Origin of the sequence: Stenotrophomonas sp. LST15-1-1.1, from assembly GCF_040815575.1 — a bacterium.
Classification (GTDB): Bacteria; Pseudomonadota; Gammaproteobacteria; order Xanthomonadales; family Xanthomonadaceae; genus Stenotrophomonas; species Stenotrophomonas lactitubi_B.
This window is the reverse complement of sequence record NZ_JBFPNJ010000001.1, coordinates 376,918-393,205: the sequence shown is the minus strand read 5'-3', so window position 1 is coordinate 393,205 and position 16,288 is coordinate 376,918. Positions and strand designations below refer to the sequence as shown.

Genomic DNA, 16,288 nt, shown 5'->3' with positions numbered 1-16,288 from the left:
TTCAGTGCCGCCCCAGCGCGGCGGGAACGATGCCATCGGTGGGCAGCGGCGGCAGTTCGGGCACGGGCAGCGAGCGCGGCTGTCCTGCCTGCTGCAGTTCAACCGCGTTCGCGCTGATCGCTGCCAGTACGGTAGATGGACCCAGACGTTGGCCCGGTGCATAGGCCTGGGGAGGCGCCCCATCCACCGACAGCAGCGCCAGTGGCGCCTGTTGCCCGGCCATTACGCCCAGCACGGCCACGTCGGTCTGCACCGCGCCGGGCGAGAGCAGCCGCACCAGCGGTGCGCTCGCAGCGTCGTCGAAGGCCGGGGCAGCGGGTACGGCGACCTGCACCGTGGCGGCGGCAACGCGAACCGGCGCCATGAACAGGGCCATGCCCCAATATCCCGCCACGGCCAGCAGCAGCATGGCCGCCAGCAGGGTCAACATGCGATTGCGATCCCAACGCCTGCCGTCCATGTTCCGCACCTTCGCCATGTTCCTGTGCGGCCACGCTAGCAGCTGCCGCTGACGCTTTTGTTTCATCATCCGCACCTACGCTGGCAGGTATCGGCAAGGACGGGAGGCGATGTCCGATGCAACGCAGACCACGCGGCTTCACCCTGATTGAACTGATGGTGGTACTGGTCATCATCGGCATCTGCACGGCGGGCATCGGTCTTGGCCTTGGCAGCCTGCTCGACCCTTCGCGGCAGCTGCGGCAGGAGGCCGAGCGGCTGGCGCAGCGCCTGCAGGTCGCACGCGATGAAGCACGCATCGATGGTCGACCGATCCGCTGGCAGGCCACTGCAGAAGGCTATCGCTTCAGCCGTCGCGACAGCGAAGGCTGGGTCGATCTGCAACGGGATGACCTGCTGCGCCCCCAGCAGTGGCAGACCCACGGCATGAAAGTGGAGCCGACGGCCGTCATCGAATTAAGCCCCGAATGGATCGGCGTGCCGTGGGAGCTGGCGTTGTCGCTGGACGGCCGTCGACTGCGTCTTCGTGATGATGGCAGTGGACAATTGCAGGTCGTGCAGTGAAGCGGAAGCAACACGGATTCACGCTGATCGAGGTGCTGATCGCGTTGGCCATCGTGGCCATCGCCTTGGCGGCGGTGATGCGCTCGGTGGCGGTGGCGACCGATGACCAGTCGCGCCTGCGTGACCGTCGGCTGGCCCTGCTGTGTGCGCAGGACCGCTGGCAGGAGCTGCGCCTGGCCGCACAGCCACCCGGCGATGCACGCCTGCTGTGCCTGCAGGGGCGCACCCGTTTCCTGGTGCAGCAGCACCTGGGCAGCGGCGCCGACGGGCAACCGCAACTGGAGTTGAGCGTGGTGGCCGAAGATGCGCCGAAGCAATCGCTCGCGCGGCTGCAGCTGCCATGGACGGCGGTGCCATGAAACGCGCTGCGGGTGGCTTCACCCTGATCGAAGTGATGATCGCCATCACCATCATGGGCGTGCTTGCGGTGATCTGCTGGCGCGCCCTGGACAGCGTTGCCAGCACCGATCAGCGCCTGCGCCAGGCCGATGCCGAGACCAGCACGGCGATGCGGGTGCTGCAGCAGTTCCAGCGCGATATCGAGATGCGGGCCGACGATGCGCTGATGAACGGCGCGGTGCGTCCGGCCGATCAACCTGCGCGGCTGCTGCCGCCGTCGTTGACCAGTGAGCGCCACACTGATGGTGGTATCTCGCTGGAGATCACCCGCAGCGTCGGTAGTGATGGGCTGCAGTGGCAGCGCGTTCGCTGGTGGCGGCAAGGCAGCACGCTGTGGCGCGCCAGCGGTGCGCCGTCCGATCACTATCCGTTGCCTGCGCCTGAGCCGACGCGCGGGCTGTTGGTGGCGCGTGATGTGCAGCGCTTTGAGGTGCGGGCATGGCAACCGGGGGTTGGTTGGGCGATGCTGCCGAGCCAGGGGGAGGTATTGCCGGCGACCGGTCTGGAATTGCGGTTGGGGTTGCGTGATGGACGCGGGCCGTTGAGTTACCGGCGGGTGTTGGCGCTCTGAAGGAGCATCCACGCATGGCGTGGATCTACTGGGCTGCATCCACGCATGGCGTGGATCTACTGGGCTGCATCCACGCATGGCGTGGATCTACTGCCCCCCGGTCGCCGGGCGCTGTCCCGCGCCCGGCGACGCCGTGTCGGTGGTCCTCACCGCTGATGGCTGCTCCCTGCCCTCGGTGCCGTCCTGGCTGGGGCCGCCACCGTTCCCTGGCAGCTGGCCCGATCCTGTGTCTGCGCGTGGTGGGTGCGGTCCGTGGTCCGCACCTTTCCTCCATCCACGCATGGCGTGGATCTACTGGGTCGGCTGCTTGCCGGTGTCTACCCGGGCCTGCGGGAACTGGAAGGCGCTGTTGTCGTCGTAGCCCGTCGCGGCGGCCGTGTTTCCGCGTGCTGGAGGGTCGATGCTGCTGCTGGCACTGCCGAAGCCGAGAATCTGCACGCTGATCACCGATGGCTGGTTGCGCCGCGCATCATCCTGGCTCTTGCGCATCACGTCCTGTGCGGCCTGGCTGGCGCTGTTGGCCGCAGCGCTGGCCGACGCCAGCGCGTTGACGTTCACCGAGGCCAGCACCGGCAGGCCCTTGCTGTCGCCCTGCACCTGGATGTTGGCAGCGTTGAGCACCTGCAGTGCCGCCAGGTTGATGTTGCCCGACACGCGGATACCTGCCTCGCCCGCGTCGATGGTGCCCAGCGGCGCGATCAGGTCGACATCGCCCGGCGCCACTTCGGCGATCGGATTCAGCGTTGCAATGCCGGCGCCGCTGGCGGGGGCCTGCGGCGACAGGATCACATTGCCCCAGGTGTCATAGACGCGGCGCGGCGGGGTGTACAGCAGCGTGGTCTGCGAACCGCGGCCGGCATTGATGTCGCCCTGCTCGGACCACGCCAGGATGTCACCCCCAAAGGTGGTCATCACCCGCGACAGGCCCAGCAGCACGCTGTCCTGGCTGAACAACCGGATGTCGCCCTGGCCCTGGGTGACCAGGCCCGCACTGGCCGGAGGCACCACGCCCTGCACACCCACCACGATCTGCCCGCCCGGTGCCATCAGCTCGATGTTGCCACCCGCTTCGGTGCGCACGCCGGAACCGCCGTACATCACGATATCGCCAGTGCGGTTGATGGTTGCGCCAGTCGCATCCTTGTCCGGCATCAGCGTGGCGATCGCTTCGCGCCCGCGCAGGTAGGAACCAAACCGCGGCCCTTCTGCATTGGTGTATTCACGACCGCCTTCGCGCAGTTCAGCGTAGTAGACCTGGCGCAGGAAGATGCGCTGCTGCTCCTTCGGCAATGCATCGAATACGGCCAGCGCCTCGGCACCGTCGGCAGCCCTGCCGAAGCGCTGCTGCAGCCACTGTTTCAGTTCCTTGTCGTAGATCTTCACCGCCTTGCCCGGCTGCGCCGCCAGCGACTGCGCCGGGTCGGCCAGGTTGGCGCTGTCCAGGTAACGTGCGCGCAGTGCTTCGAAGTCGATGCTCTGGTTGCCAGCGGTCAGCGCGATGCTTGCGCCCGGCCGCGTATCACCCTGCACGATACCGCCGAGCGTGACGATGCTGCCGGCCTCTTCCTGGCGCAGCTGCCGGCCGGCATTCACCTCGACGTTGCCGGGGCCGGCGACCGTCAGGTTGCTGCGGATGATGTCGCGGCCCGCGTCGATCCTGCTGATGTCTGTGCCGCTGGTATTGAGCGCGGTGACATTCGCGTTGATCACATCGCGACCGGCGCGCAGTTGTACCGCCGATCCCGCTTCATACCAGTCAAACAGCGTCCGATTCGCGGCACCGGTGTTCTGCATCAGCTGCCGGCGGCCACCACTCCCCAGCCCGATGATGTCACCGGCCACGGCATAGAACCGGCTCGCCACGGTGGGAGCGCTTGGCAGCAGTGTGCCGAGCGCGGTATTGGGACCGAACGCGAAGAACGGCAGTGAGGCCTGGGGACTCACGCCGGTGCCGTCCACGGACACATTGCTGCGCACTGTCCCCACGTTTCCTGGGCCCTGCGCGATGAAGCCAGGATCAAACGGGGTGGGAATGCGCGCATCGCTGCTGGAGCGTGCGATCTGGGTAGCGCGGTCGGCGGCCAGGATGGATCCTCCTGCCAGCACTTCCAGCCGCCCCGTCACCGAGGGTGCCAACAGGATGATGTCCTGGGCATCGGTGCTGCTGATGCTGCGCAGGCTCGCCAGATGGATGTTGCCGGAGGCGGCAACGGCCGCGAACCGGGATGGATACAGCCAGTAGTTGAGGTAGATGTCCCCATTGCCGGGACGGACGTTCAGCTCCTCCTTGCCCTGGTTGCTGCCCGTGGCGTGCTGCGTTCCCACCAGGCCAGGCGAGAGATTTCCACCTGCGGAGAACAGGTCGAGCGCAGTACGCGGCGTCCACAGCGAGAACCAGCTCGAACCGGCGGCATGACTGCCGTCATCCAGCACGATGTCGTTGAAATTGGCCACCGGCACGCGGCCTGCGTCAGCGGCGCTGCCCAGTACCACATCACCTCGCGCCTGCACCTGTACGGTGGAATCACCCAGCACCAGCACCGGACCGGCCATCGCAGCCGGGCTGTCGGCCACGAACGGATCCTTCAGCCCGAGTTGCCCGTAGCTGGTCTGCACCGCGCTGATACCGCCGATGCGCGAGGCATCGATGCGCGTATTGCCGCGGGTATTGGTCACCGCGCCGTTGATGTCCAGGTCCTGCAGATCAGGCGCACCGCCACGGCTGCTGGCGCGCAGGCCGGGATTCAGGGCGCCGCCACCGCGTAGTTCCAGGTCACCGCCACCGGTGAGATGCAGCACCCCGCCCACCATCCGGCCGGTGGAGCCGACCGCGGCTGACAGCGCGCTTGAATGGGGTGAGACCTCATAGCCCAGCGCATTGCCCATGCTGTCCAGCATGCCCATGTGACGGCCTGCATCCAGACTCAGATTGCCACCGCCCAATGTGCCGAAACCGGTGAAGCCGACCAGGCGCGGCGTCGCGTCCCGTTCGGTGCCGACGGTGCTGTAGGCTCCGAAATTGATCCACCAGCTGGTAGCACTCTGCACGACACCACCGGTGGTCCCGGAGCCCTGGCGCCAGAGCCAGTTGCCTACTGCAGCGCTGGAATGCCCGGCCTGATCGCGCTGCGGTGTACCCGATTCGGCACGGAAGCTCCAGGTATCGCCAATGATGTCGCGGCCTGCTTCAACGCGCAGATTGCCACCCTGGTCCGGATACCACGCCTGGTAACCGGCGATGGCCGCATTGTAGGAGCCCGACGCCTGCGTCGCACCCAACAGCAGCGTGTTGCCCGGCGATGCCGCGCGCGCCACATCGAACTGCGCATCCGCGCCATCTCCCAGATGGGTCGGCGCGCCTGCGGTGTATACCCCGAAGCCGGACTTCATGCGCACGTCCTGCGCGGCCAGCAGCGCGAGATCGCCCTTGCCGGTGCGCAGTACGCTCCAGGCAGGGGCACCCAGACGCTTGCCGTAAGTGGTCACTTCGGTCAGCGTGCCGCCGCCGTAGCAGTAACCCATTGCCGCACAGATCTCCTCTTCCGACATGCCCATTTCGGCACCCAGTTCCGATGCCGGGCGGCCGACCCAGGACTCATCACCCCACCAAGCCAGTGAGCCGTCCTTGTCGACCAGGCGTGGCGCGGGGCCGCAGTTGGGTCCGGAGTCACACACTTCGCTCTCGGTCAAACCGAGCTCCCGGGCCAGATCGGCCACGGGCTTCCCAACCCACGATTCATCGCCCCACAGATTCAGCGAGCCGTCCAGGGTGATCACGCGATCCCCTTTCCATTCCGTCGTCGTGGTCACCGTGCCGATGGTGCTGTAGTGGCTGTCAGCCAGCACGATGCTGCCCTCGCTGCCCCAGCGGCGGGTACGCGGATCGGCGGCGGCGATATCCGCACCCGCCACCGCGGTCAGATCCCACGACGTGGTTCCTTCGGGCAGCATCGCGGCCAGCGCCCAGTTGCGCCCCTGACGGCCGCTGGCATCCGCGGTCCGCAGCTTCACCGGCGCGTCGCCGGCAAGCTCCACCTTGGTCATCGACGGGATGATCGCGCCGGCATGCAGATCCAGTGCGCCGTAGAGCTTCATTGCCATGGGTAGGGCGACACCGGCCGGCCACACCTGTGCGGCCACCGGCGCTGGCGTGCGCAGGCGGAAGCCTGCACCCAGGCGGGCACCGGACTGCAATGCCAGCGCCTGTGCCAGCACGGTACCGGCCGCCATCACCTGCCCGCTGCCTGTCGTCACTGCCGCGCTCAGCACAGTACCGGCCGGCAGCAGCAGCGGCCCGGACAACACCATCTCCACCGGCAGCACGGTTCCTGCCGGCAAGGTCACGCCCTCGAATGGCAATGCATAGTTCAGCGTGGCGCCGGCACGGAACTCGGTGCCGCGCTGCAGCTGGACACCCTCGCCGGGCACGATCAGGTCGCCGCCGAACGCGGTGTTGGGCGTACCGCCACTGCGCCCTTCCAGCAGCACCCAGCCATCTTCATCGGGATTGGCAGGCGGCGGCGCGAAGCCGTCGTTGATGCTGCCGTACACATTGATATCGCCTTCGGCACGCAGCACCAGCGCGGCGGATTCACCGAAGCCACGGCGGGCAGGATCGACCCGGTTCGACTGCGGTCCGTAGCGGTAACCGGACAGATCGATGTCGCCGGCTACCACCAGATCGCCACGCGGGTTATCACTGCTGGTCCGCGCCACGATCTGCACACCCGGGCGCAGCCGATACCCGCCCAATGGGGCGATGCGCTGCTGCAGGCCGGCGTTGGCCAGTGCGCCGTTCATCCAGACGCTGTTGTCCGGGTCCACCACCGAGTCCAGCCAGCGCTGGTTGATCACTTGCGGGCGATGGCCATGCACGTCCGGTGCGCTGGCCAGCGGCGCAGAATCATAGATGCGCACGGCGTTGACCTGGATATCGCCGGCACCGGCGATGCGGATGCCGTTGGCCACGTCGATGGCCGCATCATCGGCGCCCACGCGCGGCACATTGAGCTTGACGCTACCGCGTGCGCGTCCATCGCTCTGGCCCGCAGCGGTACCGGCCGGCACCGAGGTGCCGGCACGCAGATCCAGCGCCGACGCACCGCCCAGCTGCAGGCCTCCGTTGGTCGACGTCAGCTCGATCGTGGCCCGGTTCGGGCTGTCGATGATCTTGCCGTAGCTGTCCACACGCAGGCCGCTGCCATGGGCATCCAGCGTGCCGTCCACGCGCAGCACATCGCGTGCCGACAGGCGGATGCTGCCGACCTGTTCACCGCTGGCATCGATGCGGCCGTTGACCTGCAGGCTGCCACCATCGACGCTGATATCGACGTGGCGGGCCTTCACTTCGTTACCGATCGCCAGGTCACCTTCGCTCAACTGGAAGGTACGGCCACCCGTAATGCCACCGCTCGTCAGCCGTGTGTTGAGCCCGGCAAAGTCCTGCAGCTGGCGTGCACGCAACACCAGTTCAGCGCCATCGTAGGGCACCTCGGTGCCGCCGGCATCGTAGCGCCCGCTTGCACCGCCCAGCAGTGTTCCGGCCAGCGCCACGCGCCCCCCATGCTTGCCGAGTGCCTGCACCGTCAAGCGACCGCCACGGTTGTTGCGTGCCGATACGTCGATGCGCGATGCCGCATCGGCGCTGATATCGCCCTCGCCGGATGACAACGTGACATCGCCACCCCAGCTGTACTTGTCCACGTCGTACAGGCTGACCTTGCGGCCGGCCAGGTCCAGCACAGCGCTGCCGCCCAGCGAAATCCCCTCGCGTGCATTGGCATCGAACCGGCCGGAGGCCAGCGCCACCCGGCTGTCGATCGCGATGCGCTCGGCCTTGATCGACAGTTCCGCACCCAGCGCGTCATTGCCTGCGGTGGCGGCTGCGCCGCGCACCTGCACGTTGCCGCCACTGCGTATCGCCAGTTGCGCGCCCGCATCGCCCGTCAGCAGCGGCGTGACGATATCCAGCGCGCCTCCCGTCAGCTGCCAGCCGCTGCCAGCCACATATCCACCTTGCTGCTGGAAGACATCAAGGCTGCCTTTGCCCGAGAACAGCATCCGCTCGGACGCTGCCAGCGTGACCCCGGCAAAGCCGAGGACCTGGCGATCGGCGGCCACCGACGAATTGGACCGGGTGAACGGCGCGCGCGCCAACTGCAGCGTGCGTGTGTTGATCTCCAGCTGGCCACTGCCGAGACGACCGACCATTGCGTCCCCGCCCGGCTGTGCCTGTTCGCCGCCCGGCAACGTCGTGCCCGCCAGCGTGCCGTCCCAGACCAGCGTATCGGCAAAGATGCGCGCGCGGTCGGTGGTGGCACCGTAGCCATGGATCGCCGGTGCACCCAGCACCAGGCTGCGCAGGCTGCTGCGCCCGGTGGTGCTGTCGCGGGTATCCAGGTCCACGCTGCCGAACACGTTGATCGCATCACGTGCGGTAAGGCTCAGCGCTTCCAGCGCAGGGGCGCCAGACGCGGTGTTGCCGCGCAGCAGCCGTTGCAGGACTTCCTGGTTCATGGTCATGCCGGCCGGCAATCCGCCCGTCGCCGCCGCCGCTGCAATGGCTTCGGCACTGCCCAGGTTGAGCGCGGACATGCCCAGGCCCAGTTGGCGAGTGCCATAGCTCACCGCATCACCGATGTTCAAGGCGCCGTCGGTGACCACATTGATGCTGCCAGCAGACAGCAAACGAGTCTGCCCACTGCAACCCGCCACGCAGCCACCGATATCGATCGCCACCGCCCCTGCCGCCAAGCCGCCCTGGGCGCTCAGCGCCGTCAGGCGCTGGTTGGACACCGCCAGCAATCCGCCCGTGACCAGGTAGGGCGCCGTGGCCTGGTCCACGCGTGAGGGATCGGCCTGGGACAGGGTGTCGATCGAGGCACCCTGTTCCAACAGGATGCCTTTGCCGCCGAAGGCAGCCGCGAGCAGCACCTCCTGCGCCACCAGATTGACACCGCTGCGCACGGCCACGCGGGTTGCGTTGCCTTCCACCGTGCTGGTGGTCGCATCGCGGCGGAACGTCCCGCCGATCAACAAGGTAGCCGGGCGCAACGCATTGAGCGCTGTGTCGAAGACGGTGGCACCGCGTTCGGTGCTGGGCGCACCGCGCCCGTCGCCGACGATCTCCAGCGATGCATCCTGCGGGACAAGTAGGTTGACCGAGAGAATGCCGCCGCGCCCCTGCGCGCTGCCTGGATTGAAGCGGGACAGTCCATCAAACGTGACGGCCGGCGAGCCCGTACGGCCCGCGCCATCACCGAGCATCAGGCCGAGGTTGCCGGCATCCACCGGTCGCCAACGCAGCGCTTCACCGCGACGTTCGGCCACGCCCTGCACGAATGCGCTGTAGGGTGTTTCGTTGTAGCTGGCATGGCGCCGTACGGTCTCCGCTGGCGTCAACAGCAGGTCGGTAAGCAGCGGCGAGACCGCACCGCCGAAACCGTGACCCTGGTGACCGCTGAGCCGCCAGGAGCCGGTGCCCGTCGATACCGGCTGGGCGCTGCCGATCGCACTCTCTGCCCCGATCTCGACGCGGAACGCGCCGGGCTGCAGAGCGTAGCTGGCCGGCAGCAGTGTATAGGTGCCGGCCGGGAGCCCGGGCACGCCTGCGGGTACGGTGATCTGCTGACCCACACGCGGGTTGGCGCTGCCGTCGGCTGTCGCCAGCGGTGCCTGCGCGTCCGTTCGCCCCGGCACGATGGCATAGACCGCGTTGCCAGCGCGACTGAAGCCATAGCGCGGATTCGCGTCTGCCAACGTGTGTCGCAGGATATCGACCGAGCCGCCGCGCCCGGCCACGAAGGCAGCGCCGGACAACTCACCTCCGCCGGAAACATCCACGACGCTGCCTGTGGCGCCGTTGAACGCATTGGCCACGATGTCCACACCAATCGGGATATTGACCGACCCGGGGCCAAGCACATCGAATTCGGCACCGCCCTTTCGCCAGGTCACACCATCCACCGTGCCGCCGAAAGGCAGCGTCAAGCCGGCGCCACTGATCGAGGTCACGCTGCCGGCCAGCAGGTCGACGCGGCTGCCGCGGTTTGCGTTGAACTGACGGCCACCAAGTTGCACCCGTCCCCAGGGAGCCTGGACATTACCGCCCTGTACTACTGTCGCCGCGACCAGTTCCAGACTGCCGAAGGCCGAGTCCGGCAAGGCCTGCGCCGCTCCGCCAACACCATGGATGCGCAGTACGGCGTCTGGATTTTCCCAGGTCGGCAATCCAGAAGGGCCGATCGCCGGAACACCCGCAACGATGCGCCCGCGGGCCTGGGCCGCCGGATACAGGCGCGCGGCGCTGATATCAATCGACCCCGGGCCTGCCAGCGTGGATTCCTGCGAACTGCTGGCGACCGGGGCCAGCATGCGGATGTCGCCGCTGCTGCGCAGGTCGATGTGATCGAAGCCGGCCAGCCAGGTGACATCGCGCAGGTCGATCAGGTCAGCCGTGAGATCGAAACGATGTTGCCTGCCCGCGTCGAACGCTGCCTCCAACGGGCGCAGCGTTCCTTCGCCGGCCGGCTGCCACCAACGCCCCTGCGCAAGGCGGACGTAGGGCGCACTCAACTGCAGGCGGCTGCCCTCGCTGTTGCCCGGCGCGAACCCCAGGGAGCGCTCATTCACGCCGTGGATCCGCAGGCTCTGGTCCATGCGCAGATTGACATCCCCCTGCGCGCGGACCTCGCCGAACAGCGAGAGATGATCGAAGCCACCCGCAGTGATCTGCTGGACCGACAGCGCCGCGTGACCGTACTCAAGAGGCGCGGGCAGGACCTCCGTCTGCAGCGTGTTCTGGGTGAGCGAGATCAGCCGTGGCGCCAGCACCTCCGAGCCCTTTGCCGTGCTGCCATAGGTGCCGCCGCCAAAGGCCACGCCCAACGTGCCACCACGCGCCTGGTCACCGCCTGCCGCTGCATCCAGCGCACCGTGCAGATACAGCGCATTGGCCGCGCGCAGCACGATGCTGCCGCCGTCACTGTCCACCCGCGTACGCCCGCCGCCATCGATATCGAGCAGCGCCGATGCTCCCGAGGCATCCAGCCGCGCCCCGCGCTCGACCACCACGAAGGTGTCCGGTGGCAGGTGGCGCACGTTGTCCTGGTCTTCCCAATCCAGTGCGCCGCCGATCTCGATCGTGCCACCCTTGCGCACCTGCCCGCGCAGCTGCCCGCGCGCATCGGCGGCGGCAACCGCGTCGCCGCTCACGTCCAGCAGCGCCCCGTCGGCGATCGTCCAGCGGCGTTCGCGGCGTGCATCGGCGCGCACCCCAGAGGGATCGAAGGCCTCGTCCAGGCGGATGCGGCCACCGGCGGCCTTCAGGGTACCGGCCACGTTGATATCGCCGGAACTGAACAATTCGATCGACTGCCCCGGATCGACGTTGAGCACGGCCTTGCTGCCGATGCGCAGGTCGCCGGCGGACAGCAGGTGCCCGGCGCGCAATGTCAGACGTGCGCCGGCGCGCTGGCTGATCCGACCGCTGACCGGATCGGCCATGTACAGCGAGGGCGACCATGCCTGCAGGCCCTGCTCGCGACTCGATGCGCCCTGCGCACCTTCGGCCAGGCGCAGGGCGGGTTGTTCCACATTCAACTGCACGCCGTCTTCAACGGTCAGCCCGTTGTGGCCACCGATGTCGTAGCGGGAAAAGCCGCTGCTGAACAGCGCTGCCTGCAACCGCAGCGCTTCCGGCGTCGATGCTTGACCACCAATGGCGACCTTGCCCCCGGTCGCAAGGTTGAAGGCGCCGCTGCCGCTGCCGAGCGCGCTGAAGCGGGCGCCATCGCTGATACGCAGCCGGCCGCTGCCATCGGTAGCAACATCGGTGCTGGCCGCCAGCAGGCTGACGCTGCCGCCCCTGCCCACCTGGCCCTTGCCGTTTGCATCGATGCTGCCGCCAGCATCCACCGAAATGCGTGCGCCCTCACCCACGGTGATGTCATGGCTGACATTGATGCGCAACTGTCCGCCGTCGATCCACGCCTGGGTGCCGCCTGCATCCGCCACAGCAAGGGGATTGCTCCAACCACCCGCAAGCTCGAACGCAGCACCCGGCGCAACATCGACCGCGCCACGTCCAGCGGACAGCAACGCAGTGGGGCGACCGAGAACGGAAAGCAGGTTGCCGGCCTCAACCTGTCCACCCGCAATCTGCACCGTACCGCCAAAGCTGACCCGGCTACCGGTGAGGACCAGCTGGCCACCCTCCTGCAAGCTGAGCGTGCCATCCAATGCAACCTGTCCCGCCGTGGCGATGTCGATGCGGCCCCAGCGCTGTGCGCTCAGGACATCGCTGTCCAGCGACACCGTGTTGCGCTGTGACTCCTCCACCGGCGCCTGCAGCGACCATTTCCGCGCATCGGCCTGGTTCTCTCCGATCCGTACCTTGGCGTCGTACACCGCATTGCGGCCGGTACTGTCATAACGGCCCAGCCAGAGTTGAGCGTTGCGGGCGGCAGCCGTCTGCGCCTGCGCGTATCCCTCCTGCCCCTGGTCGGGGCGGCGCGTCTGCTGCAGCCCTTGGAAGGCAGCCGTGTCCACCTGTCCCTGCAGAACGGCGGTGGGTGCCGAGATCAGCAACCGGCCGGCGTCGCGTCCCACGGTATAACCATTGTCGTAGCGCTGCCCCGGCGCCACCAGCGGATTGCGGAACGTTTCGGTGACGCCCCAGCGCTCCTGCTTCACCTCGAAGCCCCGGTACAGGCCGTCGTACAGCATCTCGGCCGGGGCATCATCAAGACGGTACAACTGCCCATCGCGGCCACGCAGCCAGCTCTGCTGGACCACGCCGGACTGCACATCGAGGCTGCCGCCCGCCAGATTGATGCGCGAACCCGCGTGGCTGACAACTTCCTTGCCAGCCAGCTGGACGGTGCCGCCCTGCGCCGCCCATTCGCCTATCGAATGCCCCTGGTTGTCCAGGTAGCCACTCACTTCCAGCAAACCGCCACCGGCATACCAGCGCGTGCCTTCATAGCCACCCGTGCCTGCGGCCACCTCGGTCAACTGGCGACGGTCGATCCACACCTCGCTGCTGATCATCTTGCCGCTGTCACGGTTGTCGGGCGAATCGCGCAGTTCGTTGCCCTGCACCTTCACCTTGACGTTGTTGCTCTCCATGGCCACCTGCACACCGACCGCACCAGACACGTCCACGCGGGCGCCATCGTCCAGATAGCTGCGGCGGCTGGCATCGGAAATCAGCTGACCACCGGTCGCCACCGCCAGCGAGCCGGTCTGGAAGTTCACGTCGCCGCCGGAAACAATCTCGATGCGCGATTGCTCGCGTCGATCCTGCAGGCGCGAAAGGTTGTCGAAGGTGCCGCTGTTGCTGGCCCCGCGCAGCTTGTCCTGCTCACCGGACTCCTTGATGAGCGCATCGCGCTGGCTGTCCAGCGCAGTGGTCTTGCCATCATCTTCGATCAGCACCGCCGTGGTCGAACCCGTGGCCAGGGTCACGCTGCCCTTGCTGTCGGAGGAGGAACTCAGCAGATGCACGGTACCGCGCTGGTTCAACGTCGTGGTGGCCACCGCTACACCGGCCTGTTCGACCGTGCGGCCGGCAAGAGAGACGTCGCCCTCCCGCGCCTGGATCAGGCCGCTGTTGCGGACGCTGCCGGCCGTGCTGCCGGTGACGAAGCGCGGCGCGATCTCATTGCCCCGCGTGGTCGACGCCGTGTTCTGCGCCGTGCCCACGCCGCGGCGGATCACAAAGCTGTCGCCGGCCGCCAGCTGGGTCTGGCCCTTGCGGGTTTCGATCTGGCCCGCATTCTCCACGCTGTGGCCAGCCAGCAGCACATAGCCACCGCCACGCGTTGCGCTGGTGGGCTCATGCGTAGTGATGCGCGCGCCGCGTTCAACCATGACCTTGCCCACCGCATCGGTGAGGGCCGACGTGTTCGCATCAACGCTGTACAGGCCGTTGTCACGGAACTGCGCGTCACTGATGCGTGCTGCAGCAGCAACCAGGTTGCGGACGTTGACCTGGCTGTTGTTGCCGAACACCACACCGTTGCGGTTGGCGACGAACACCGTGCCGTTGGCCTTCATCTGGCCAAGGATCTGGCTGGGCCGGGCGTTGGGGTCGCTGACCCGGTTCAACACCGCCCAGTCGGGATTCTGCAGGAAATTGAGGGTGGTGTTGCCACCGACGTTGAAGGTCTCCCAGTTCAGGATCGCCTGGTCAGCGGTCTGCTCGATGCTGACCTGCACCCGGCCGTCGGCGCCCTGCGACTGCGTCGCTTCGCGGGCATTGATCCAGCCGCGGGTCAGCGGATTCTCGTCCACCTTCAGGCCATCCTTGCCCAGCCCGTCGGCCACCACGAAGCCCGCCTCGCGCCGCGCCTGCCTGGCCTGCTCCTGCATGCGCTGCTGCAATGCGATGGCCTGCGCAGCCGTGCCGAGGTTGTCGATCGACTGCTGCAGCTTCTGTCGTGCCGCATCCTGCTGCTGTGCAGGCAGCTGGAACTGGATCGGCACGCCATTGGGCATGCGCCCGCTCTGCGCTGCCGCACCCTGGGCGGCGCCGCGGTCGGCGAACCAGCCGGGGCTGAACGCCTGCTGCGCCTGGCTGGCCGGAGCGACCACGGTGCCCAGCGCCACGGCCACGGCCCAGGCCATCGGATGGCTGCGCCAGAGGGAGGCGGAGAAACGGGCAGCGGGCGAATGCGGGTGCGACATCGGGGACCTCGTCAACCTGATGGGCCGCGTCGGCCGCGGCGAGTACGAAGGGGGCCTGCGCTACGCACGCCCTGCACCTGATAGACGGTGGCGGCGGCGTGAAGACGACAGTTCAGCGCAGGGGCTGTGCCCCCGGAAACAGAAAGCGCCGGCATTTCGGCCGGCGCTTCGATCAGCAGGTGTTGCGTTGCAGACCGTTACAGCGGACGGCCGATGTTGGCGCAGGTGCTCGGGTTGTTCACGGCGCCGGCATTGCTGGCGGTCGCGAAGCGGGTACGGACCGCATCACGCCAGGCCTTGGTCAGCGGGATGAACTTGTGCGCACGGATGGCCGCATCGTTCGGGCCCTGCTCGACACCGTTCACCACGGTGCTGCCGTAGTGGCGGGTCAGGAAGCCACGGACGTTGGCGCCGACGGTGGCGTTCTTGTAGCACTGGCCGAACACGAAGTTGGTGTAGCCAGCGATCGGATAGCCCGCGGTCGGATTGCCGAACACCGGCACCCAGTTGGCGGGATTTTCAGCAGCGGAGCCGGTCGGCGGAGCAGCGGTTTCCAGGGTCGCCTGCACGCTCACTTCATCCGGCGAGAAGCCCTTGACCTTGGCCACCTTGGTGGCGTCAACCAGGCTCGGGATCACGTCCGGGCCAACGTAGCCGACGCGGCCGTCAACGGCGTACACGGCGTTGTACAGCGAGGTGCCACCGGTGGCCGGCGCGGCGATGAAGTTCGACGGCACGGTGGTGAACAGGTTGGCGAAGGTCGACTGCACCGAGAACGCCGGCACGCCGTTGGTCAGCTTCAGGGTGGTGCCGGAGACGTCGACCGGCTGGCAGGCGCTCGTCAGGAAGCGGGCCAGCAGTTCGGTGGTGCCGCTGCTTTCGCCACGATAGACGACCTGAATGTTGCCGCTGCGGTTGCTGTCGATGCTCGACCAGCTGGTGATCTTGCCCGAGAAGATGCCGCAGATCTGTGCGACCGACAGGTCAACCGCCGAGCCGGCCTTGTTGAACGGGATGGTGACCGAGGTGGCAACCGACGGGATCTGCACCAGCGCGCCGTAGCGGTTGGCATCGGTGGAGACGTTGTAGGTGCTGTTGTAGATGCTCAGCTCGGTGCCGCTCAGCACCGAGTCGCTGCCTGCGAAATGCACGGTGCCGGTGGTCGAGAACAGCGCCGAGTTGTTTTCCAGGAAGGCCTTCTTGCCGGTGCCCGAACCGGTCACGGCGTAGCTGAAGTTGGCCGGCAGGATGCTGTCGGCCTGGCCCTTGTACAGGTCGGCCGGCAGCGAAGCGCCGCCGCCGGTGACAGCGGTCTGGGCCGAAGCGGCACCGGCAGTGGCGAGCAGCGCGGTAGCAACCAGCGCGGCCAGGGTCTTGTACTTGTTCATGATCTTCTCCTGAAGGGTTTACTGCGAAGGTGAAACACCAAGGGAGGAACGGTCACTACACGCCTGCTGCCGCCGAGGGCCTCCCAGCCCACTCTGCGGCGACGTAGCCATGCTGGTCGTCGCCGATGACAGGCCGCTTAAGAAACCTGTGGAAGATCGAGAAAAGGTGTGGAGGATTGTGTGGAGAAACCGGGCATCAGTAGATCCACGCCATGCGTGG

6 protein-coding genes are annotated in these 16,288 nt (G+C 67.5%); 3 read left to right on the top strand and 3 right to left on the bottom strand.

What is annotated here, in order from left to right; all coding sequences use genetic code 11:
* Position 1: 1 nt before the first annotated feature.
* Positions 2–460, bottom strand: coding sequence for a hypothetical protein (locus tag MRBLST15_RS01830; protein WP_312703945.1), 459 nt, complete (start codon positions 458–460; stop codon positions 2–4).
* Between the two features lie 116 nt (positions 461–576).
* Here MRBLST15_RS01830 and gspH point away from each other — a divergent pair, with 116 nt between their 5' ends.
* Genes gspH through MRBLST15_RS01815 form a run of 3 tightly spaced genes read left to right on the top strand, consistent with a single transcriptional unit; the run spans position 577 to position 1,993 of the window.
* Entirely contained in the window at positions 577–1,023 is a 447-nt protein-coding gene (gene gspH, locus MRBLST15_RS01825) for a type II secretion system minor pseudopilin GspH (protein WP_265951366.1), read from the top strand.
* Positions 1,020–1,382: a type II secretion system minor pseudopilin GspI gene (gene gspI, locus MRBLST15_RS01820; RefSeq protein ID WP_367784912.1), complete on the top strand. Its 363-nt coding sequence runs from the start codon at positions 1,020–1,022 to the stop codon at positions 1,380–1,382. Before gspH ends, gspI begins: the two co-directional genes overlap by 4 nt.
* A complete protein-coding gene (locus MRBLST15_RS01815) occupies positions 1,379–1,993 on the top strand; it encodes a prepilin-type N-terminal cleavage/methylation domain-containing protein (RefSeq protein ID WP_367784910.1) in 615 nt (204 codons plus the stop codon). The genes gspI and MRBLST15_RS01815 overlap by 4 nt, the downstream gene beginning before the upstream one ends.
* Positions 1,994–2,284: 291 nt before the next feature.
* Here the strand turns inward: MRBLST15_RS01815 and MRBLST15_RS01810 are convergent, their stop codons facing one another.
* Positions 2,285–14,680, bottom strand: coding sequence for a filamentous haemagglutinin family protein (locus tag MRBLST15_RS01810; protein ID WP_367784908.1), 12,396 nt, complete (start codon positions 14,678–14,680; stop codon positions 2,285–2,287).
* 197 nt (positions 14,681–14,877) lie between these two features.
* The gene (locus MRBLST15_RS01805) at positions 14,878–16,068 is read right to left on the bottom strand and encodes a substrate-binding domain-containing protein (RefSeq protein WP_312703937.1); all 1,191 of its coding nucleotides are present in this window, start codon (positions 16,066–16,068) and stop codon (positions 14,878–14,880) included.
* Positions 16,069–16,288 lie beyond the last annotated feature (220 nt).

Excerpts from the sequence above, each read along its gene's own strand:
- MRBLST15_RS01815 (WP_367784910.1), top strand. The coding sequence starts at position 1,379 with ATGAAACGCGCTGCGGGTGGCTTCACCCTGATCGAAGTGATGATCGCC.
- gspH (WP_265951366.1), top strand. The coding sequence starts at position 577 with ATGCAACGCAGACCACGCGGCTTCACCCTGATTGAACTGATGGTGGTA.
- MRBLST15_RS01810 (WP_367784908.1), bottom strand. The coding sequence starts at position 14,680 with ATGTCGCACCCGCATTCGCCCGCTGCCCGTTTCTCCGCCTCCCTCTGG.
- MRBLST15_RS01805 (WP_312703937.1), bottom strand. The coding sequence starts at position 16,068 with ATGAACAAGTACAAGACCCTGGCCGCGCTGGTTGCTACCGCGCTGCTC.
- MRBLST15_RS01830 (WP_312703945.1), bottom strand. The coding sequence starts at position 460 with ATGGACGGCAGGCGTTGGGATCGCAATCGCATGTTGACCCTGCTGGCG.